The sequence below is a fragment of the Leifsonia sp. AK011 genome (genome assembly GCF_013410945.1).
Lineage (GTDB): Bacteria > Actinomycetota > Actinomycetes > Actinomycetales > Microbacteriaceae > Rhodoglobus.
The window spans coordinates 740792-760239 of sequence record NZ_JACCCH010000001.1 but is presented as its reverse complement, the minus strand read 5'-3'; the positions used below and the strand labels follow the sequence as shown (position 1 = coordinate 760239).

Annotated in this window: 25 protein-coding genes and 1 tRNA gene; 5 read left to right on the top strand and 21 right to left on the bottom strand. The window is 67.5% G+C overall.

Annotation, left to right across the window (positions count from 1 at the left end; all coding sequences use genetic code 11):
- The first annotated feature begins 59 nt into the window (after window positions 1–59).
- Complete coding sequence (locus HDC94_RS03805; protein ID WP_179494997.1) at window positions 60–605, top strand: GIY-YIG nuclease family protein; 546 nt, start codon at window positions 60–62, stop codon at window positions 603–605.
- Window position 606: 1 nt separating this feature from the next.
- On the opposite strand, the gene HDC94_RS03800 is transcribed toward HDC94_RS03805, so the two are convergent.
- The 4 genes from HDC94_RS03800 to HDC94_RS03785 form a co-directional block, all read right to left on the bottom strand.
- Complete coding sequence (locus HDC94_RS03800; RefSeq protein ID WP_179494995.1) at window positions 607–1251, bottom strand: NADPH-dependent F420 reductase; 645 nt, start codon at window positions 1249–1251, stop codon at window positions 607–609.
- 59 nt (window positions 1252–1310) lie between these two features.
- Window positions 1311–1481: a CsbD family protein gene (locus tag HDC94_RS03795; protein WP_179494992.1), complete on the bottom strand. Its 171-nt coding sequence runs from the start codon at window positions 1479–1481 to the stop codon at window positions 1311–1313.
- 114 nt (window positions 1482–1595) lie between these two features.
- Window positions 1596–1934, bottom strand: a complete 339-nt coding sequence (locus tag HDC94_RS03790) for a hypothetical protein (RefSeq protein WP_179494990.1) — start codon at window positions 1932–1934, stop codon at window positions 1596–1598.
- A 95-nt stretch (window positions 1935–2029) separates the two neighbouring features.
- Window positions 2030–2752 (bottom strand): GTP pyrophosphokinase family protein, encoded by a 723-nt coding sequence (locus tag HDC94_RS03785; RefSeq protein ID WP_179494988.1) that lies wholly within the window; start codon window positions 2750–2752, stop codon window positions 2030–2032.
- Window positions 2753–2914: 162 nt separating this feature from the next.
- Between HDC94_RS03785 and HDC94_RS03780 the strand changes: the two genes are divergently transcribed.
- Entirely contained in the window at window positions 2915–3190 is a 276-nt protein-coding gene (locus HDC94_RS03780; RefSeq protein WP_179494986.1) for a hypothetical protein, read from the top strand.
- Window positions 3191–3277: 87 nt separating this feature from the next.
- On the opposite strand, the gene HDC94_RS03775 is transcribed toward HDC94_RS03780, so the two are convergent.
- The 4 genes from HDC94_RS03775 to HDC94_RS03760 form a co-directional block, all read right to left on the bottom strand.
- A complete protein-coding gene (locus HDC94_RS03775; protein ID WP_179494984.1) occupies window positions 3278–4498 on the bottom strand; it encodes a Dyp-type peroxidase in 1221 nt (406 codons plus the stop codon).
- Complete coding sequence (locus HDC94_RS03770) at window positions 4495–5034, bottom strand: copper chaperone PCu(A)C (RefSeq protein ID WP_179494982.1); 540 nt, start codon at window positions 5032–5034, stop codon at window positions 4495–4497. Before HDC94_RS03770 ends, HDC94_RS03775 begins: the two co-directional genes overlap by 4 nt.
- Before the next feature lie 26 nt (window positions 5035–5060).
- Complete coding sequence (locus tag HDC94_RS03765) at window positions 5061–5654, bottom strand: copper resistance CopC family protein (protein ID WP_179494980.1); 594 nt, start codon at window positions 5652–5654, stop codon at window positions 5061–5063.
- Between the two features lie 113 nt (window positions 5655–5767).
- Entirely contained in the window at window positions 5768–6355 is a 588-nt protein-coding gene (locus HDC94_RS03760; protein ID WP_179494978.1) for a hypothetical protein, read from the bottom strand.
- Between the two features lie 190 nt (window positions 6356–6545).
- Here HDC94_RS03760 and HDC94_RS03755 point away from each other — a divergent pair, with 190 nt between their 5' ends.
- Window positions 6546–7358 carry an MBL fold metallo-hydrolase gene (locus tag HDC94_RS03755; RefSeq protein ID WP_179494976.1) on the top strand — a complete coding sequence of 271 codons (813 nt, stop codon included), beginning with the start codon at window positions 6546–6548 and terminating at the stop codon, window positions 7356–7358.
- Between the two features lie 13 nt (window positions 7359–7371).
- Here the strand turns inward: HDC94_RS03755 and HDC94_RS03750 are convergent, their stop codons facing one another.
- The 6 genes from HDC94_RS03750 to HDC94_RS03725 form a co-directional block, all read right to left on the bottom strand.
- On the bottom strand, window positions 7372–7749 hold the full coding sequence (locus HDC94_RS03750) for a hypothetical protein (RefSeq protein ID WP_179494974.1): 378 nt from the start codon (window positions 7747–7749) through the stop codon (window positions 7372–7374).
- 27 nt (window positions 7750–7776) lie between these two features.
- The gene (locus HDC94_RS03745) at window positions 7777–8271 is read right to left on the bottom strand and encodes an RNA polymerase sigma factor (protein ID WP_179494972.1); all 495 of its coding nucleotides are present in this window, start codon (window positions 8269–8271) and stop codon (window positions 7777–7779) included.
- On the bottom strand, window positions 8268–8924 hold the full coding sequence (locus HDC94_RS03740; protein ID WP_179494970.1) for a hypothetical protein: 657 nt from the start codon (window positions 8922–8924) through the stop codon (window positions 8268–8270). The genes HDC94_RS03745 and HDC94_RS03740 overlap by 4 nt, the downstream gene beginning before the upstream one ends.
- 360 nt (window positions 8925–9284) lie before the next feature.
- Window positions 9285–9374 (bottom strand) — tRNA-Ser (locus tag HDC94_RS03735).
- Window positions 9375–9384: 10 nt separating this feature from the next.
- A complete protein-coding gene (locus HDC94_RS03730) occupies window positions 9385–9660 on the bottom strand; it encodes a hypothetical protein (protein WP_179494968.1) in 276 nt (91 codons plus the stop codon).
- Window positions 9660–10100: a hypothetical protein gene (locus tag HDC94_RS03725; protein WP_179494967.1), complete on the bottom strand. Its 441-nt coding sequence runs from the start codon at window positions 10098–10100 to the stop codon at window positions 9660–9662. Before HDC94_RS03725 ends, HDC94_RS03730 begins: the two co-directional genes overlap by 1 nt.
- Before the next feature lie 87 nt (window positions 10101–10187).
- Here HDC94_RS03725 and HDC94_RS03720 point away from each other — a divergent pair, with 87 nt between their 5' ends.
- Together HDC94_RS03720 and radA are read left to right on the top strand one after the other, a co-directional pair.
- Window positions 10188–10484, top strand: a complete 297-nt coding sequence (locus tag HDC94_RS03720; protein WP_179494966.1) for a rhodanese-like domain-containing protein — start codon at window positions 10188–10190, stop codon at window positions 10482–10484.
- A 56-nt stretch (window positions 10485–10540) separates the two neighbouring features.
- Window positions 10541–11881, top strand: a complete 1341-nt coding sequence (gene radA, locus HDC94_RS03715; RefSeq protein ID WP_179494965.1) for a DNA repair protein RadA — start codon at window positions 10541–10543, stop codon at window positions 11879–11881.
- Between the two features lie 19 nt (window positions 11882–11900).
- On the opposite strand, the gene HDC94_RS03710 is transcribed toward radA, so the two are convergent.
- The 7 genes from HDC94_RS03710 to HDC94_RS03680 form a co-directional block, all read right to left on the bottom strand.
- Window positions 11901–13025 carry a DUF2510 domain-containing protein gene (locus HDC94_RS03710; protein WP_179494964.1) on the bottom strand — a complete coding sequence of 375 codons (1125 nt, stop codon included), beginning with the start codon at window positions 13023–13025 and terminating at the stop codon, window positions 11901–11903.
- Between the two features lie 153 nt (window positions 13026–13178).
- Complete coding sequence (locus tag HDC94_RS03705) at window positions 13179–14063, bottom strand: aminodeoxychorismate lyase (protein WP_179494963.1); 885 nt, start codon at window positions 14061–14063, stop codon at window positions 13179–13181.
- Window positions 14063–14692: a hypothetical protein gene (locus HDC94_RS03700; RefSeq protein ID WP_179494962.1), complete on the bottom strand. Its 630-nt coding sequence runs from the start codon at window positions 14690–14692 to the stop codon at window positions 14063–14065. Before HDC94_RS03700 ends, HDC94_RS03705 begins: the two co-directional genes overlap by 1 nt.
- 55 nt (window positions 14693–14747) lie before the next feature.
- On the bottom strand, window positions 14748–15521 hold the full coding sequence (locus HDC94_RS03695) for an LLM class flavin-dependent oxidoreductase (protein WP_179494961.1): 774 nt from the start codon (window positions 15519–15521) through the stop codon (window positions 14748–14750).
- Between the two features lie 2 nt (window positions 15522–15523).
- Entirely contained in the window at window positions 15524–16027 is a 504-nt protein-coding gene (locus tag HDC94_RS03690; protein WP_179494959.1) for an amino-acid N-acetyltransferase, read from the bottom strand.
- Between the two features lie 35 nt (window positions 16028–16062).
- Complete coding sequence (locus tag HDC94_RS03685; RefSeq protein WP_179494957.1) at window positions 16063–16839, bottom strand: alpha/beta hydrolase; 777 nt, start codon at window positions 16837–16839, stop codon at window positions 16063–16065.
- Window positions 16840–16913: 74 nt separating this feature from the next.
- Window positions 16914–19397: an ATP-dependent Clp protease ATP-binding subunit gene (locus HDC94_RS03680; RefSeq protein WP_179494955.1), complete on the bottom strand. Its 2484-nt coding sequence runs from the start codon at window positions 19395–19397 to the stop codon at window positions 16914–16916.
- Window positions 19398–19448: the final 51 nt, after the last annotated feature.

The window sequence follows — 19448 nt, the reverse complement described above, 5'->3', positions numbered from 1 at the left end:
AACGGAGGGTGAACACGAGGTCAACGACAGCCGTCGGACGCTCGCAGTACCGTCAGCGCGTGACCTGTGACATCTCGGGATGCCCGGCCCCCGCCGCGCCTGGCGCGCCGCTGCACCTCTGCGACGAGCACGTGTGGCAGGCCCACGAGTGGGTGACGCGCGATATCGGAGTCACCGACCTCCTCCCCTCCCCCTGCGTGGGATGCGGCTCGCGACTCGGCGTGCACTGGCCGAGCGGGTGGTTGTGCGCCATCTGCGAGTGGCACCACGGCGAGCTCCCCGACGGGGATCGGCTCGACGGTCGCGTCGACGTCGTCTACTACCTGCGCGCGGGCGACCGCATCAAGATCGGCACCTCCGGCAATCCGCGTTCACGGCTCGCAGCGCTGCGGTACGACGAGCTGCTCGCCTTCGAGCGAGGCGGGCGGGCGCTCGAACAGCGGCGGCACGCCGAGTTCGCCGGGCTCCGATTCGCGGGAAGCGAGTGGTTCCGTGCGGAGCGGGAGTTGCTCGAGCACGTGGCGACCCTCAGCTACGGGGTGGATGAGCCGTGGCATCCGTACTTCCGCTGGGTGAGCGAGAAGCTCGCAGCGCAGGGCGGCTAGCTCAGGCCGCCCTCTCGGTTGCGCGCGTCATCGCATCGCGGATGCCCGCCGCATCCGTGCGCGCACCGAACAGTTCAGCACCCGGAGCAAGGTGCACACCATGCTCGAGCCCCCCGACGACCACGGGATCGAACCCGAGTGAATCGACGATCGTCGACGCCTCCTCCACCGCCTCGGGGTCGTCACCGGCAATGGCGATCGCCACACGATCCTCGGAGCCAGCGGGGCGTCCCGCCTCGTCGAGGTCGTGGTAACCGAGGTGGTTGAAGGCCTTGACGACCTTCGACTGCGGAAGGAAGTCCTGCACGAGTCGACTCGTCGACAGGGACGGGTCAGAGAGGTCCTCGCGGTGTCCGTCGACCTCCCACCAGTAGTTCATCGCGTCGAGCACGAGCTTGCCGACCAGCGCATCGCGCGGGATGCTCTCGTATTTGCCGAGCGGGAGCGCGAGAATCACCACATCGGCCTGCTCGGCCACCTCCTGCGCCGTGAGCGGCATCGCTCCAGGAGCGAGGACATCGATGATGAGCTCGATGCGGTTCTTGGGGCCGGAGCCCGCGATGAGTACGCGGTAGCCGGCCGCGACCGCGAGGCGCGCGAGCACGGTTCCGACCTTGCCAGCACCGAGGATTCCGATGGTCGTCATGACCACGACAACGACGGGCTGCGCCGGGATATTCCAGCGCAGCCCGTCGTGGGAATCGATCAGCGGAAGGCGTCCTTGACGTTCTCGCCGGCCTGCTTGAGGTTCGCTTCGGCCTGATCGGCCTTGCCCTCGGCCTCGAGACGCTCGTTGTCGGTGACCTTGCCCGCGGTCTCCTTGGCCTTGCCGCCGAGGTCCTGCGCGGTGTTCTTGATCTTGTCGTCTGCACCCATGGTGGTGTTCCCTTCCCTTGTGTTCACTCCAGTCCAGACCCCATCGGGCGCCGTGTGAAGGGGGTTGACGGGGTAGCGATCAAGGGCTACCCGGTCGGACGAGGGCGCTGCGAGTCAGATATCTCCGAAGAAGTCGCGGTACTCGTCGACCTCCTGTTGGGTCAGCGTGTTGGAGCTCCGCGCCCGCTGCACGCCCGTCTCCTGGACCATGTAGGCGACCGCATCGGAGTTGTCGGGCTCGTCGAAGGAGTACGCAGCCGACTCCGCGATGAGTGCGACACCCTGGTTGAGCACGAGTGTCGCAGCAACGGCGTGACCGTCTGAGCCGATCACGTTGAGAGTCACGGTGTCCGCAGCCCCGCGAGCGGCAAGCGTCGCCGCGTACCTCGTGAGCGCGTCGGCCGCTTCGTCGCCGAGGAAGAGTCGCCTCTCACCGAAAGTCACGAGCTTCACCGTGCCCCCTGCCTGCCGAAGTATTTGGCGTCATTGTCCATGGTGACTCCGCCCGGGAGATATCCGATAGGGGTTGACGCGAGATACCTGCTGACCTAGCTGGACGTGTCATCCCCGTGGAGTTCGCGATGGAGGCGTTCCATCCTCGCGTCGAGTTCGGCGGCGGAGACCGCGGCATCCCGCAGCTCCTCGCTCAGCCGCTCGGGTACCTGCTCGCGGTACTTGTAGAAGATCTTGTGTTCGAGGCTCGCCCAGAAGTCCATGGCGATGGTGCGGAACTGCACCTCGACGATCACCCCGACGCGCCCAGAGGAGAGGAAGACCGGCACCTCCACGATCGCGTGGAGGCTCTTGTACCCGTTCTCCTTGGGCTCAGCGATGTAATCCTTCACCGCGAGGAGCCGGATGTCGTCCTGCTGGGTGAGGAGTTCGAACAGGCGGTAGACGTCGCCCGTGAAGCTGCACGTGACGCGGAGACCCGCGATGTCGGTGATCTCCCGACGCATGGTGACGAGATCAAGCGAGAGGTTCTTTCGACGGATCTTGTCGAGAACGCTGTCGATCGACTTCACCCTGCTGGTGACGTGCTCGATCGGGTTGTACTCGTGCATCTGCTGGAACTCGTCCCGGAGGATCGAGATCTTCGTCTCGATCTCCCGCAGGCCGAACTCGTACTCGAGCAGGAACTGCTGCACCTCGTCACGCAGCTGCCGCAGGTGCGGCGGGAAGGCCACGGCGTCCGCGGACGGTGGTAGCACCACCGGAGCAGGCGTAGGTCGTTGGGGCGAGGGCACGAGCGAGCCCGTTGAATCGGTCATCGATCGTAGGGTACCGATCGAACCTTTCCAGTGGCCGAGAGACGTGATCCGGGAACCGACCTCCGCGCCTTTGTCAACCCCGAGACGAGTGACGGGGGTGGCACGTAGCGTGGATGCACGGGACAACGGGGCCCCGAGCCGCCCAGAAAGGACGCACGCACCATGCAGTCACTCACCCCCCTCGACCAGGTCTCACCGGTCGAGGTCATCGCCATCTCCGAGCGCGAGTGGCGCATCAGCGACCCCACGAAGGCAGAGCGCGACGGTCTTGCCCTTCTCGGCTTCGTTGAACTTGTGGGTGCGACCTACGAGGTGACTGTGCTGGGTGAGCCCGGCCGTCGCTACTACTTCGGCTCCCTCGAGGAGAGCGTCAACGAACTCGCCGAACGCCGCACGGACACTCCCGGTGCGCGACTCGCCGAGACCGCGTGCGCCTGACGCGGTCTGCTTCCGTTCGCGCGAGAGGGCAGTTGCGACCGGTCCGAGTCGGGTTGACCGGCCGCAACTGCGGTCTCGAAGCGGGGCCTACGCGAGCAGCGTCTCCCCGATGTAGCCACCCTCGGCGCAGCCCGGAGGGATCGCGAAGACAGCCGAACCGATCGGCGTCGTCCACTCGTTGAGCAGGTCGAGGTCCGACAGGCGCTGCTGGATCGGCACGAACTGCGCGTCCACGTCGGCCTGGAACGAGACGAAGAGGAGCCCCGATTCCGAGACGGAGGAGCCGGACGGCCTCTCGTCGTAGTTGTAGCCACGACGGAAGATGCGCTGGGCCGGGTCATCCGTTCGCGCACGCTTCATATGCGAGAAGTCGGGGATCACGGGGAACCCGATCGCCGTCTTCGCGTCGAAGTCCGGCTCGTCGAACTCGTTCGCTCCCGTGAGCGGAGCGCCATTCGAGAGGGTGCGCCCCACCGACTGCTCGCGCCCGCTGCGGTCGAGTTCGTCCCACTTGTCGAGGTTCATACGGATGCGACGGATGACAGCACTCGTGCCGCCCGCGAGCCAGCCACCCGACGCCCACACCACGCTGTCGAAGTCCTCCGTGCCGGGTTGGACGTTCGTGGTGCCGTCGACCTGGCCGAAGAGGTTGCGCATGGTTGTGCCCGGCCGCTCCGACCCGTACGCACGGCGGAAGCCGTGCTGCACCCACCGCACCTCGGCGAAGCTGCGCGTGTCCTTGAGGAGCATGCGCGTGGCGTGGGCGACGGTCAGGGAATCGTCGGCAGCGATCTGGAGGAGCAGGTCGCCGTCGGTGAACTCGGGCTGGAGCTGGTCGATGCTGAAGGCGGGGAGTGCGCGGAGCCACGTCGGGCCCGACGCACCCGCGCGCGCAACGAAGCCCGGGCCGAAACCGAAGGTGACGGTCAGCCGAGCGGGGACGAGGGCGAGCTCCGGCTCCGAATCGGCGAGGGCTTCGACGCCCTGAGTGAGGCGCGCTGCATCCCCCGTGAGGATGCGCATGAGCCGGCGGAGGGCTTCGCGGTCCACGTCGTCGTGCAGGTCGAGCGCGACGAAGGTGGCGTGGGCCTGGGCTGCGGTGTCGACGCCGGCCTGGTGGGCGCCGTAGAAGGGCACGGTCTCCGGCCCGTTGAGCGCGGGCGCCGCCTCGGGTGCGGGTGGCTGGTTGAGCGCGAGGTCGGCACCGATCGCCGCAGCCGCGCCGACACCGGCGACAGCCCCTCCGAGGAGGAACTGCCGCCGGGTCGGGACGAACCGACCAGAGCCCTTGCCCTGGTCCTTACTCATTCGCCGTTCATCTCCATGTCCATGTCGTCGCCGCCCTCGTAGTTCTCGTTCGCACCCGAGTAGTCCTTCACGGGCGCGGTGAACGTGTACTCGGAGCCGTCCTCGAACGTGAGCGTGAAGCTGACCTCCTCGCCAGCGGCGAGCGGGGCGGCCAGGCCCATGAGCATGATGTGGTTGCCGCCCGGCTCGAGCGCGAAGCTGGAACCCGCGGGGATGACGAAGCCGCCCTCCTTCTGCTGCATGACCATCTCGCCGCTGTCGTTCTCCACCGTCTCGTGGAGTTCGATCATGGGCGACGCCTCGGTCGCGGCGGAGATGACGACCGCATCCGCCGTGCCGGAGTTCTCGAGGATGCCGAAGGCTGCCGACATCCCCTCCTCCGCCGACTTCACCCAGGCATCGGAGATGACGACGGAGTCCGCCTGGGTTGCACCGGCGGGTACGTCGGTCGCGGCATCCGTCGCTGGCGCACAACCGGCGAGGGCGAGGAGCGCGATCGCGATACCCGCGAGGGTGGAGGTTGTCTTGGTGTTCATTGTGGGTAGTGCCTTTCGAGTTCTGTTCACTCGCCCGTGGGGGTCGAGTGGGCGTCGGCGCGGCTCGGGGCCGTGCGCCGACGGAGGAAGTGGATGAGAAGGAGCACACCGAGCGCCACGACGGCGCCCGTTGCTCCCAGGAGGACGACCCGGAGCACCGGGTTGATCTCCGTCGTTGCCTGAACCTGTGTTGTGGCTGTTTGCGGCACCGGCGCGGTGTCGTCGGTGGCCGCCAACCCCATGGGCTTCGCGTCACCGATCGTGAACGGAACGAAGCCGCTCGTCGGATGCCCGTCAGAGCCCACGACCTGCCAACGCACCTGATACCCGGCCTCCGGCATGTCCGGCTCGAGCGCCACTGTGGCCGTCGTACCGGCGAGAACGGGCTCGGCTGACGCCCAGTCCTTTCCCGTCTCATCGATGACCATGATGTTCGCGCCGATGCTCATGATGTCGCTGGCGAACTCCAACCTGATCTCCGCGGGCGCGGAGGCAAGCTGCTCACCCGGTGCGGGCGAGCTGGAGATGAGGTCGTCGTGAGCGCTGGCCGCGGAGGCACCCGTGAGGGTGATCGCCACCGCCAGCACTGAACCGACCAGAAGGGGATAAAGCGTACGCATGGAAGTACCTCACTGCGCGCGTCGCGTGCGGCACGCGCAACGGTGCTGCGGCAGCGCACGAGGGCGCCGCTACGGCACAGGGAAGTGGCGCGGGAGCGCGCCGGGGAAGAGGTTCAGGCAGCGAACGCGGGCGGACCGCGACGCGGCGCTGTGGAGGCCGCGTGATCCAGCGCGAGAGGGGTGAAGATGCGCCAGGCGGCGGGTACGGCGGCCGCGGGTGCGATCGTGGAGGGGGCCGGGACGGCGAAGGGACGCAGCATCCGTGCCGCGAGAAGACGGACGATGCGGGCGAGCGAGCGGATGACGCGCTCCCCGAAGTAGAGCGCGGCGATGGTGACCACGGCCGCAAGCACGTGGCCCACACCCATCGACGTCGTTGCATGGGAGACGACGAGCGTGGCGGTCGTGCCGTGGTGCTCGTGCGTGCTGGCCACGGCGGTGCCGCTGCTGCTACCGCCGAGCACGAACAAGAAGTGGAAGAGGACCTGCGAGACCAGCACCGACATCGCGAGTCGCACAAGGGAGAGCTTTCGACCGGCGATCAGCACGCACACGGCCGCTGACAGCACGAGGGGTGCCACGAAGCCCCAGACTCCGGGGATGTCACCACCACCGGCAACGTGACCGAAAAGCGCAACGAACGTGGCGATGGCGGCTGCAGACAGCCCCTTTGCCACGTGTGTCGCCCTTGAGATCACCACGAGGACATTGTTGCAGTCGTGGAGGAATTGCGCACGCTCTCCCGGGGCGCTGGAGTGCAGGTACCGGGCCGCCCGTTCGGTGGATACATCCACATCACGTTCGCGGGAGAGAAGGTTCCTTGATGTAAACGCTGTACACATGGGGTCGCGGTAGGGCAGTCTGTTCTCGAATCGATCGGACGGAGCAGCCATGCTGAGGGAAGTCGCGAAGGGCGTTCTGGTGCACCAGAGCGAACTGCTGCAGAACAACACGATCGTCGTGCTGGGGCCGACCGGTGTCTTGCTGGTGGATCCGGGAATCACGGACGCGGAGATGGCCTGTCTCGCGAGCGACCTCCGCGAGTTGGGTCAGCCTGTTGTGGCCGGATTCTCGACGCACCCCGACTGGGACCACGTGCTGTGGCATCCGGAGCTCGGCGACGCGCCCCGGTACGGCACCGTCGATGGAGCAGCATTCATGCGGGACCTCCTCTCGAAGCCGGACTGGAGGGCGGAAGTCGCCGAAGGGTTGCCGCCGGAGATCCTCGATGAGATGTCGCTGGATCGGTTCGGCCTCATCACTGCGCTGCCCGCGGGAGCCACCGAGATTCCGTGGGACGGGCTGCGCGTGCGCATCATCGAGCACCCCGCCCACGCCCAGGGGCACGCGGCGCTCCTGCTGGAGGAGCAGCGGGTTCTCGTCGCGGGCGACATGCTCTCGGACATCCTGATGCCGTTCCCGGACCTGCAGGTTGCCGACCCGGTCGGCGTCTACCTCGCTGGGCTGGATGTGCTGGAGGGCGTGGCGGATGAGGTGGACATCGTCATCCCCGGCCACGGGTCGGTGGGCCGCGACATCCGGGATCGCATCGCGCTCGACCGCGAGTACATGCTCGCGCTGCGCGACGGACGGACTCCGGATGACCCGCGCCTCAGCCCGACCGCCGCCTACGGCGCTGACTGGCTCCCTGGCGTCTACGAGTGGCAGGCCATCACTCTGGCGGAGCGCCGCAACTCGAACTAGCGCCGGCGCCGCTCTAGTAGACCGACTGGGACACCTCGACCGGCTGGAACAGGATCGCCCAGAGGCAGATGTACCCGGCGATCAACACGAGCATGCCGATGACCGCCGGTAGTGCGGATGTCACGCCGTACCGTTTGCGGACACCGAGCAGTAGCCAGAGAAGCCCACCGAGGATGACCGTGCTCGAGAAGAGGCCGATCGAAGTCGCGAACACCTCTTCTCCATCATTGGAGTTCGGGTCCCCCGCCCATAGGCCGGTGCTCGCGCCGATGGCTTGAACACCAATCGCGAGAAAGTAGCTCGGCATCACCAACAGGAACGATGCGACGAGTGTCCAGCCGACAACGGCCAGGCCGTATTCGTGCGGGCGGGGAGGCGCGGAGCGTTTCATCCTCTGAACGATAGCTCGCGAGGCGCCCTAGCTCGTCGGGACCCCGAGTGCAGCGCGCAACTGCTCCTTCGCGCGTGCGTAGCGCGTGCGAGCGGTCGACTCTGAGATTCCTAAGAGCCCCGCTGCCTGCGCAATCGTCATCCGTTCCCAGTGGACGAGTTGTACGAGCTCGCGATGATCGACGTCGAGGCGCGCAATCGCGTCTCGAATCTCGGCGCCGTCGTCAGCGGGAGGAGCAACGGCGTCCGTCGCCGAGTTCCCGCGGATGCGATCCGCCAGAGCCCAGCGACGCCGCTCTCCACGAGCATGATTGAAGAGCGTGTTGCGAGCGATTCCGAAGAGCCACATGCGTGCTTGTTCGGTGTCATCCGGCAGGTCGCCCACTCGGCGCCACGCTACGACCATGGTCTCCCCGAGGAGATCGGGGGCGTCATCCAGTCCGGCCCGTCGCTGCAAGTACGCGAGCAGGTCCGGTGCGGTCTCGCGCAGTGCTGTCGTGATGCGCGTGTGATCGCGTCTCACGACCCGGCCCCGGGGTTGTACAGCTCCTGGTTCTCATCGAGACACTGGATCTGCCCATTCCGCTCGCTTCCGGCCATGCGATCGTCTCCGGGCGGGTAACCCTCGCTCGCCAGATGCTCCCACTCCGCATCGCTGATCGCGAGATCCCAGGCGAGCCACTGACGGGCCCACTCTCGGTGCTGGGCCTCGCCCGGCGGCAAGGTCTCGAGGGTCTCGTCAGCCTGCAACTCGATGGGCCCAAGTTCCTCAAGCTTGGCGGGGACCCTCGCCTCGACCGCAGCGAGGATATCCGCTGATCGGTACCAGCTCTCCAGGCTGCTGTTGACCTCACCGACATACGCCGGGTCTTCGCCGCCCGTGTATCCCGTGTAGCGCAGCTCGCACTGGAATCCATTCGCCATGGTGAACTGCACAGCGCCGATCGGCTCCTTCGCCCACGGCGCCCACGAGAAGATGTCGGTGGCAGCGGCGAGGCCCAGCCCGCCGGAGGTGAGGACCGCCGCGAGACCCACCGCGACCAGGACGCGAGGGCGGAGCGGTCGCGTGGCTGACCGCCGGGCGTCCGCGATCATGGCATCCACGTCGGTCTTCTCCGCCGGAACGGACATTGGTGCAGAACGGTCGAGCAGGTCGTCGAACGGGTCGCGGATCATGGTTCCTCCATCATCTGGTGATCTCACTACCTACATGTCCGGCGTGCGCCCTTTCGTCTGACTTGGGCGGAGACCGTGTTGGGTGGGGTTGCGACGAGCGAGCCAGGGCACTTCAACAGCAGGCGGATGCCGCGTGTCTGGGGTACTACGAATTCGGCGGGTCGCCCTGACGGGCGGCCCTTGCGGTGGGATTTGACTCCCTACTGAGCCGCATCCACAGTGCGCGGTTTCGCGTCGCTGCAAGTCAGGGCGATGTGCGCACTGCGGCTGACTGCTCAGCGGGGGCCCACGAGTGGCTTCGCCTCCGACCGGCTCAACCAACGAAAAAGGGCCGCCCCTTTCGGGGCGACCCTTTTTCGTTGGCGGTACCGGTGGGATTTGAACCCACGGTGCGCTTTCACGCACACAACTTTTCGAGAGTTGCACCTTCGGCCGCTCGGACACGGTACCGCCGACGAGTTTACACGCGGATGAGGCGTGGCCTCCACACGATTGCCGCCAGAACCAGCGACGCCACCAGCACCACGAAGCCAGCGCCCAGCACCGTGACCTCCTGCCCCGTTTCGAAGGGCGCGTACTGCACCAACACGCCGTCCACCTCGAAGACGGCGAGACCAGACGTGCTGCTGAGGGTGCGGGGTGAGTCGAGGTAGTCCGTGATCGAGACGGCGAGCATCCCACCGCCCAACCCCAGCAGGGCGACGGCGGTACCGAAGGCGAGGAACGCGAAACGCATCAGTTCGCGGGGCGCCAGCGCAGAGCGTGGATGACGAGGGTCGCGATCCCGAGGGCGAGACCTGCGGCGAACAGCCAGGGCGAGAGCGCGAACAGCACCGAGGGCAGTACGTACTCCAGGGCAGCGGACGAGGCCGGCGCGGAGTAGTTGAGGAACGTGGCGAAGTACTGGCCGGCGGCACCCGCGATTGCGAAGAGGGCTGCGGTGATCCAGAGGACGGGGATGAAGGGGTTGCCGCGGAGGGTGGGGAGCTGAGTCGGGAGTGAGGTCTCGACAGGCTCGACCACCTGTCGCTGGACCTCCGCTGGCACCGGCGTGGGTTCGACCGACGCGGAGGGCACGGACTCGACCCGCGGAGCGGGGGTGGCACTGCGCTCGACCGCGCCGTCGAAGCCGCGCTGGAACGCCGGGTCGAATCTCGGATCGAAATCGGATGCCACGGCGCACGCTCCTTCTGGCATCGAGCCTAACGAGTCCCGCCTGATTCGCGCCGAATGTGGGAGCGCACTCGGGCTACCCTCGAACCCATGGAGACCATCGACGTTGACCAGCTCGCAGCCCTCGACGGGGTGACCCTCATCGATGTGCGCGAGCCGTGGGAGTTCGAAGCCGGTCACGTGCCGTCGGCCCGCAGCATCCCGATGAGCGCGTTCGTCGACCGGTTCGAGGAGGTCCCGCGCGATGAGACCGTGTACCTCATCTGCGAGAGCGGTTACCGGAGCAGCCAGGTCGCCCAGTGGCTCGAAGGTCAGGGCGTCGAGGTCGTGAACGTTGAGGGCGGCACCGCTGCGTGGCGCGCGAGCGGCCGCGACGTCGAGCAGTAGTCCACACCCTCGTGGGGCACCGCCGATCTGTCGGATGCCACGCCTAGGCTGACGGCATGGCCCGCGTCACCACCAACTTCCGCTGCACCGAGTGCGGGTGGACCAGCATCAAGTGGGTGGGCCGCTGCGGCGAGTGCCAGCAGTGGGGCACGGTGGTGGACACCACGGCCCCGACTGCGCGCGTGACGCCGATCCGCCCCACCTCCGAGGCGCGGGCGATCACCGAGATCGGTGCAGAGTCGGTCGCGCACTGGCCGAGCGGGATCGCCGAGTTCGACCGCGTGCTCGGCGGTGGCATCGTTCCGGGGGCCGCGATCCTGCTCTCCGGGGAGCCGGGGGTCGGCAAGTCGACGCTCCTGCTTGAGGTGGCCAGTCGAGCCGCGGCATCCGGCCAGCGAGTGCTCTACGTGAGCGCCGAGGAGTCCGTGAGCCAGGTGCGCCTGCGCGCCGAGCGGACGCACGCGCTGCACCCCTCGCTCTATCTCGCCGCCGAGACCGACCTCGCGACGATCCTCGGCCAGATCGACCAAGTGAAGCCCGACCTCGTGATCGTCGACAGCGTGCAGACCGTGGCATCCGGGCTCACGGATGGGCTTGCCGGGGGTCCGTCGCAGGTGCGCGAGGTGGCATCCACCCTCATCCGCGTGAGCAAGGACCGCAACCTGCCTGTACTGCTCGTCGGCCACGTGACCAAGGACGGCACGATCGCGGGCCCGCGCCTCCTCGAGCACCTCGTGGACGTCGTGCTGCAGTTCGAGGGCGACCGCCAGACTTCCTTACGCTTCGTGCGGGCACACAAGAACCGCTTCGGCCCCACCGACGAGGTGGGATGCTTCGAGATGACCGGTGACGGCATCGCCGAAGTCGCCGACCCGTCCGGCCTCTTCCTCTCCCGCGCTCGCATCCCCACGAGCGGCACGTGCGTGACGATCGCCGTCGAGGGACGCCGCGCCCTTCCCGTCGAGGTGCAGGCGCTCATCGTCAAGACGCAGGCACCGCAGCCGCGCCGCGTCGTCAACGGCGTCGACTCCTCACGTGTCGCGATGGTGCTGGCGGTACTCGAGCGCCGAGCGGGCCTCCCGCTCTCCGGCTTCGACGTGTACGTGTCGACCGTGGGCGGCATCCGCATCGTGGAGCCTGCCTCCGACCTCGCGATCGCGCTCGCCATCGCGAGCGCCTACCGCGACAAGGCGTTCCCCGTGACGCAGGTGGCGGTCGGCGAGATCAGCCTCGCCGGCGAGATCCGCCCGGTATCGCAGGGCGCCCAGCGCGCGGCAGAAGCCAAACGGCTCGGCTTCGCGACTGTGGTGGACTCGTCGGCCGCGCACCTCAGGGAGGCGATGCGACTCGCGTTCGCGACATCCACCGACGACGCGATCGACGTGCCCGAGTTCTAGAGTTCCAGCCTGGGCCGGGTCACTCCATGACGGACGTGCCCCAGTCGGTCACGTCCCAGGCGATCCACCCGTTGCGACGAGCAAGCTCGACCGCGACCGCGTCGGTCTCACCGTCCGGCGACGTGCGCACACACGTGACCGAGTCGCCGATCAGCAGCGGAGGTGCCGGGCAGCTGACCGAGATGTCAGCACCGAGAAGCCCGCGCGCATCCGCCTCGACCGAGCTCGCGGCCTCCGCGGCGAACGCTCCGGGCACCGCCGCGATGAGCAGGCCCGGCAGCACGAGCACTCCCGCGAGCACCGCCATGACGGATGCTGCGAACACGGCGAGCGGCGCAAAGCCCTTGCCCGTCTCGCGATAGGTGCGGATCGCGCGCACGATCAGGTAGCCGGGCTCGGTGAGCAACGCCCACCAGGCACTCGCGGGCGACTTGTGTCCCCACACCTGCAGGAGCAGACGGTCGAAGGCCGCGAACCCCAGCACGACGAGGTAGGGGGCGATCCAGATCACGAGATAGAGAGGGTAGTTAGAGCCGAGGCCGGTGAGCAGCAGCACGACGCTCAGCAGAAGCTGGATCACGGGCATCGCCGCGATCACCCAGACAGCACCCGTGTAGGTACGCATCGACTTGAGCGCGCGCTCGGGCATCGGGTCTTCCGCAAGCGCGCTGAGGGTGGATGCCGCGGGCGCTGCGTTCGCGTGAGTGGAGGCGCGTCGGGGCCCCGGAGTCACCTCATCCACGGTCTCAGTGAGGGGTGGCTCGAGTTCCTTGAGCGTCATCGCGAGCAGCGGCTGAGCGCTCAGCTCCTCGCGGTCGGTGCCGGTCTCAGTCTCGAGGTCGAGCACCGCAGGTTCGTCGTAGGGCTCGGCGTAGGCGGTGGCGAAGCCGCGGTCACGCTCGCGGCGCTCCCTCTCGCGCTGCTCGCGGCGGGAGGGCAGGTCGTCGTCGGCGTAGCCGAGGCGGGTGGGGATGTCGTCGGCGAAACCCAGACGGGTACTCGCGGCAGCGGGCTGGATGACAATGGGCGCGCGCGCCTCGGAGGTGTGCTCCGTCCACGCCTGGGAGTCCCACCACCGCAGTTGCGGCAGACCCAGCGGGTCCGGGTACCACCCCGCGGGCACCCCGAAGTTATTCTCATCCACGGCATAACAGTAACCGGTGAACGTCTCCGGCAGAAAGCCCCGTCTAGGGGCAACGACGCGCCGAAACTCGCGGATTCTCAGGCAATTGGCCGATTTTTGTGCCCCAGCACCCGTTTTGGGGGGACCGACATGTCCCCCGGAATGCGGACACGCTCAGTCGTCGAGCGCTGCGAGCCACTCGTTCATCGCTGCGGTGAACGCGGCGTCGACGGGAAACGGCTCGTCGTCAATGGCGTTGATGGGGGCGGCCAGACGCACGCTCGAGACCAGCCACGCGGCATCCGCCGACCGGAGGAGGTCCGGCGTCGTCAGCTCGAACGAGGTCGCGAGCCCCTGCTGCTCCGCCCACCGGAAGACGTTGGCCTGCGTGGTGCCATCGAGAATGCCGAGGCCGGTGCCCGGTGTGAGCAGCTCGTTGCCGCGGCGGTACACGACGGTCGAGGTGGGTCCCTCGAGCACGATGCCGTCGCTCGAGACGAAGACGACGTCGTCGGCGCCGCGGCGTGCGGCCTCCCGACCGACGGCGCGGTTGATCGCGTAGCTCAGCGTCTTGGCGCCGGCGAGCAGCCACGGGGACGTCTGCTCGACGTCGTGCCGGTAACCGCGATCGAGCATCACCACGGCAACGCCCTGCGTGCGCTCCTTCGTGAAGTCGGGCGAGACGGAGCCGTACGCCCAGCCGGTTGGCCGGTCCCCGTACTCGATGCCCCGGGTCATCACGATCTTGACGAACGCCTCGCCGGGATGGTCGAGTTCGGCGATCGTTGCGAGGATGACGGCGCGCCAGATATCGAGGTCGGGCGCGGGCAGATCGAGCATCGCCGCGGACCTCGCGAACCGGCGGAGGTGGTGATCGAGTGCCTGCGCCCGGCCGTGACCGACGCTCAGGCTCTCGAAGATGCCATCGCCGCGGGTTGCGCCGAGGTCGAGTGCGGTGAGCTGGGGCGACCCGGGGTCGACGAAACGCCAGGGGGCGGCATCCGTTCCCGGTGCCTCACGCGACGGTCGATCGACGATCGCGAGCACATGCTGCGGCATCAGTAGAGCAGGAACTGTCGCGTCGCCGTGGAGTCCACGTCACCGATTGAGACCTCGAGGTGGTAGCTCGCGCCCCCCGCGGTGACGGGATCGCGCGGACCCTCGCAGGTGTCCGTCGACGAGCGGGTGCGGTCCCACGTGATGTGCGGGCCCTCCTTGGGAACGCCGGGCTGCAGCACGGTGGTGGCCGCGACCGGGTCGGTCTGGCAGTCGCGCGACGACCAGATCAGCTCGTCCCCGCTCGTGATGCGATACTCCTGGACGTCGGATCCGACGGAGAGCGTGCACGGCTCGGTCATCGTGCTCTTGACCGTGAACCACAGCTGGGGAGTGCCATCCGCCTGGTACTCGGTCGCGTCAGTCACGGGCTCGAGAGTGAGCTTGGTCGGATCACAGGCGACGTCACCGGAGCCCGACGCCGCGTCGGCGGGAGCGCTCGAGTCGGGGTTGGGCGCCGCGCTCGACGAACCGGAGGGGGCCGGTGTCGGCGTTGGAGTGCCAGAGTCGGGCCGGACGATGATGAGCACGACGATGAGAATCACGGCGAGCAGACCCAGGCCCACCACCAGGCGACGACGCCAGTACACGCTCGCTGGCTGGGGGCCGACCGGATTCCTCAACGTCGACATATGCCAAGGCTAAGCGCGGGTTCTGCCTAACGCGGAAGGCCGCGCGCGTGTCCCGCTACTGCTCAGCGTGCAGGGCGGATGCCGCGGCCGCCACGAAGTCCGGAAGGTCCGAGTCGTTCGCCACGATCGCACGCAGCACGAGCTCATCGACCGACGCCAGATACTCGGTCACGCGGGCGCGGAGCGCGCCGGGGAGGGTGCCGTCGATCGTGGTGTCGAGGATGTCCGCACCGATGCGTGCGAGGTTCGCCGCGTAGGTCGGATAGGACGCGTAGGTAGCGGCTTCGCGTTCGAGGGTGGGGCGGGCATCCGTCGCCACGATCGTGCGAGCGTAGAGGGCGGCGCGAGCGTGCGGAGCGGTGGACCGCAGGGTGGCGACAGCATCGGCGGCAGCGGGTGGAGTCAGCCAGTTCAGGAGGAGGCCGTCGGCGTGTTCGGCCCCCAGTGCACGCATCTTAGGACCGAGCGCACCAACGAGGATGGTCGCGTCGGTCGCGGCGCGAAGCACGTCGATGCCCTCCCGCACCCGGTGAAGCGCAGCGTGCGCGCCACCGGAGCCGATGCCGATCTCGAGTCGTTCGGCGGGCAGTCGAGCTATTTCGCCCGTGAGCGTAGCGGTTGGCCGACGGTCGAGCGGGATGACACCCGTCGCCAGCGTGAGCGTGCTCGTGACGGATGCCGCGACAGCGAGCCCCGCGAGCGAGTCGCCGTGCGACGTGTCGTTGAGCCACAGAGCGCGGAACCCGAGGCGTTCGATGAGCGGAGCCAGCTCGCGAAGCAGGCCGTGGTCGATCCCACCGGGAAGACCGAGGGAGACGCTGCCGATCATGGTCACAGCTGCTTGAGCATCCGGGTGTTGCCGAGGGTGTTCTGCTTGACGCGGGAGAGGTCGAGGAACTCCGCGACACCCTCGTCGGGCGAGAGCGCGAGCTGCGCGAAGACCTCGGGCTCCACGATCCGCTCCCCGATCGCCTCGAAGCCGTGGCGACCGAAGAACGCAGTCTCGAAGGTGAGACAGAAGAGGCGACTGAGGCCCAGGGCACGGGCATCCGTCTCGATGCGCTCGAGGATCGCGTGTCCGACGCCCGTCGTGAGGCGGTCCTCGCGAACGGCGAGGGTGCGGACTTCGCCCAGGTCCTCCCACATGACGTGGAGGGCGCCGCATCCGATCAGGTCACCGTCCGCCGCCTCCGCGACCCGGAACTCCTGCACGGCCTCGTAGAGGGTGACACGATCCTTGCCGAGCAGGATGCGTCGCTGGGCGAGGGGTTCGACGAGGGCCTGGATGCCCGGGATGTCACTGGTGCGCGCCGCCCGGACGCTGAAGTCACTCACACCCCCACGGTACTCCCGCACTGGTGGAAGTCGGCTCAGAGAACAGCGTCGAAGAACTGCGCGGCCACCATTCCGAAGTCGCCATGCTGGTCTTCCGGTTGCGCTGGACGGTCCGCCCACTCGTGGCCCGCGCCGGGAATGTCGAGCAATTCCACGCGTGCGCCTGCTGCCCGCAAAGCGTCACGAAACGTCAACCCCTGGGAAAAGTCCACGACCTGATCATCGGTGCCGTGAACGATCAGCGCGGGGGCCGACCTCGGGGTGACCCAAGTGAGAGGACTCAGGTCCGCAAGGACGTCCGCGCTGGGGGAGGCACCCACCAACCACGTCACTTCGTTATCCACTCCATTGCCCGGCGCTTGGAGTTCTACCGGGCACGCAGCGAGCGCTGCTGCCTTCACCAGGCCCGGCTCCCTGACCGCGAGGTGGGCGGCAAGATGCGCACCGGCGGAGAACCCCCAGACGCCAACGCGGGCGGGATCGCCGCCGAAATCGACCGCGTGGTCGGTTACCCAGAGCAGCGCGTCTCGGGCATCCTCGTACTGCGCAGGCCAGCGGGCCGTGCCGCTCAGCCGGTAGCTGACTGAGATCGCGACATAGCCGCGGCTCGCCAACTGGGGGCTCAGCCAGGGATGCATTGCAGCACCACGGTCACCCTCGTGCCATCCACCACCATGGAAGTAGATGACGACGGGGAGAAGAGGTGCGCCCAGTTCCCGCGGCGGCGCGAGCACATCGAGTCTGAGATCAGCGTCCCGATCGCTGTAGGGCAGACCGGCGTAGAACGCCATCGGCCTGCTCTCTGGGTCCATGGGGAGAGGGTACCCCGCGCACGACAAAGGGGCGGCGGGATGTCTCCCACCGCCCCTTCGCTACTGCGTTAGTTCTACGCCTCGATCTCGGCGGGCTCCGCCTCGGGCTCGAGGGCTCCGGGCTGGCGGCTCGTCGTGAAGACGAACTGGCCGTCGATGAAGTCCGCGTGCACGTGGTCGCCCGCGTTGAGCTCGCCGTGCAGGATCTTCTCCGACAGGGCGTCCTCGATCTCGTGCTGCACCGCGCGACGCAACGGACGCGCACCGAGCGACGGGTCCCAACCCACCTTGATGAGCTGCTCCTTGGCGGCCTGCGTGAGCTCGATCGTGAGGTCGCGGTCCATCAGGCGGTCCTTGAGGCGCTTGATGAACAGGTCCACGATCTGCAGCAGTTCGCTCTGGCTCAGCTGCGGGAAGACGATGGTCTCGTCGACACGGTTGAGGAACTCGGGCTTGAAGTGCTTCTTCAGCTCCTCGACGACCTTGCCGCGCATGCGGTCGTAACCGGTGGCGGTGTCGGTGTCGGACGTGAACCCGATCGGGGTTCCGGTGATGTCACGCGTACCGAGGTTGGTCGTCATGATGATCACGGTGTTCTTGAAGTCGACGACGCGACCCTGGCCATCCGTCAGGCGTCCCTCTTCCAGGATCTGGAGGAGCGAGTTGAAGATGTCCGGGTGAGCCTTCTCGATCTCGTCGAACAGCACCACGCTGAAGGGCTTGCGGCGCACCTTCTCGGTGAGCTGGCCACCCTCCTCGAATCCGACGAATCCGGGAGGGGCACCGAACAGTCGTGAGACCGTGTGCTTCTCGCCGTACTCCGACATGTCGAGGGAGATGAGCGCGTTCTCGTCGTCGAAGAGGAACTCCGCGAGCGCCTTGGCGAGCTCCGTCTTACCGACACCCGTGGGGCCGGCGAAGATGAACGAACCGGAGGGACGCTTCGGGTCCTTGAGACCGGCACGCGTGCGGCGGATCGTCTTGGCGAGAACCGAGATGGCCTCCTCCTGACCGATCACACGCTGGTGCAGTGCCTTCTCCATGAAGATGAGTCGGCTCGACTCCTCCTCCGTGAGCTTGAACACCGGGATGCCCGTGGCTGCGGCCAGCACTTCGGCGATGAGACCCTCATCCACCGTGCCGGTGGTGCCGACATCCCCGGACTTCCACTGCTTCTCGAGGCGGAGACGCTCACCGAGCAGCTTCTTCTCCTCGTCACGCAGCGACGCTGCCTTCTCGAAGTCCTGGTCCTCAATCGCGGCTTCCTTCTGGCCGCGCACGACGGCGATGCGCTCGTCGAACTCACGCAACTCCGGCGGTGCCGACAGGATCGAGAGGCGCAGGCGTGCGCCGGCCTCGTCGAGCAGGTCGATCGCCTTGTCGGGCAGGAAGCGGTCCTGCACGTAGCGGTCCGCGAGGTTCGCGGCTGCCACGATCGCGCCATCGGTGATGGACACCTTGTGGAACGCCTCGTACTTGTCGCGCAGTCCCTTAAGGATGTTGATCGCGTGGGGCAGCGACGGCTCGTTGACCTGCACCGGCTGGAAACGGCGCTCGAGCGCGGCATCCTTCTCGAAGTGCTTGCGGTACTCGTCGAGCGTGGTCGCACCGATCGTCTGCAGCTCACCACGGGCGAGAAGCGGCTTCAGGATGCTCGCCGCATCGATCGCACCCTCGGCAGCACCCGCACCCACGAGGGTGTGGATCTCGTCGATGAACGTGATGATGTCGCCGCGGGTGCGGATCTCCTTGGTGACCTTCTTGAGGCGCTCCTCGAAGTCACCGCGGTAGCGGCTACCGGCGATGAGCGACCCGAGGTCGAGCGTGTAGAGCTGCTTGTCCTTCAGCGTCTCCGGCACGTCTCCGCGCACGATCGCCTGGGCGAGTCCCTCGACGACGGCAGTCTTTCCGACGCCGGGCTCACCGATCAGCACGGGGTTGTTCTTGGAACGGCGGGAGAGGATCTGCATGACCCGCTCCATCTCCTTCTCGCGCCCGATGACCGGGTCGAGCTTGCCGTCACGGGCGGCCTGCGTGAGGTTGCGACCGAACTGGTCGAGAACCTGGCTGCCCTTGTCGGGGGCCGAGTCGTTGCCGCCGACGGCGACAGCCTCCTTGCCCTGGTAACCGGAGAGCAGCTGGATGACCTGCTGGCGCACGCGGTTGAGGTCCGCGCCGAGCTTGACGAGCACCTGTGCGGCGACGCCCTCGCCCTCGCGGATGAGGCCGAGCAGGATGTGCTCGGTTCCGATGTAGTTGTGGCCGAGCTGCAGCGCTTCGCGCAGGCTCAGCTCCAGTACCTTCTTGGCACGCGGGGTGAAGGGGATGTGGCCGGTCGGCTGCTGCTGACCCTGGCCGATGATGTCCTGCACCTGCTCGCGCACCGCGTCGAGGGAGATGCCGAGCGACTCGAGAGCCTTGGCGGCAACACCCTCACCCTCGTGGATGAGACCCAGGAGGATGTGCTCGGTACCGATGTAGTTGTGATTGAGCATCTTGGCCTCTTCCTGGGCCAGGACGACAACACGACGAGCTCGGTCGGTAAATCTCTCGAACATTCTTGACTCCCTGCACGCGTCTGATGTGGGTGGCGCGTTATGAAGAGACTA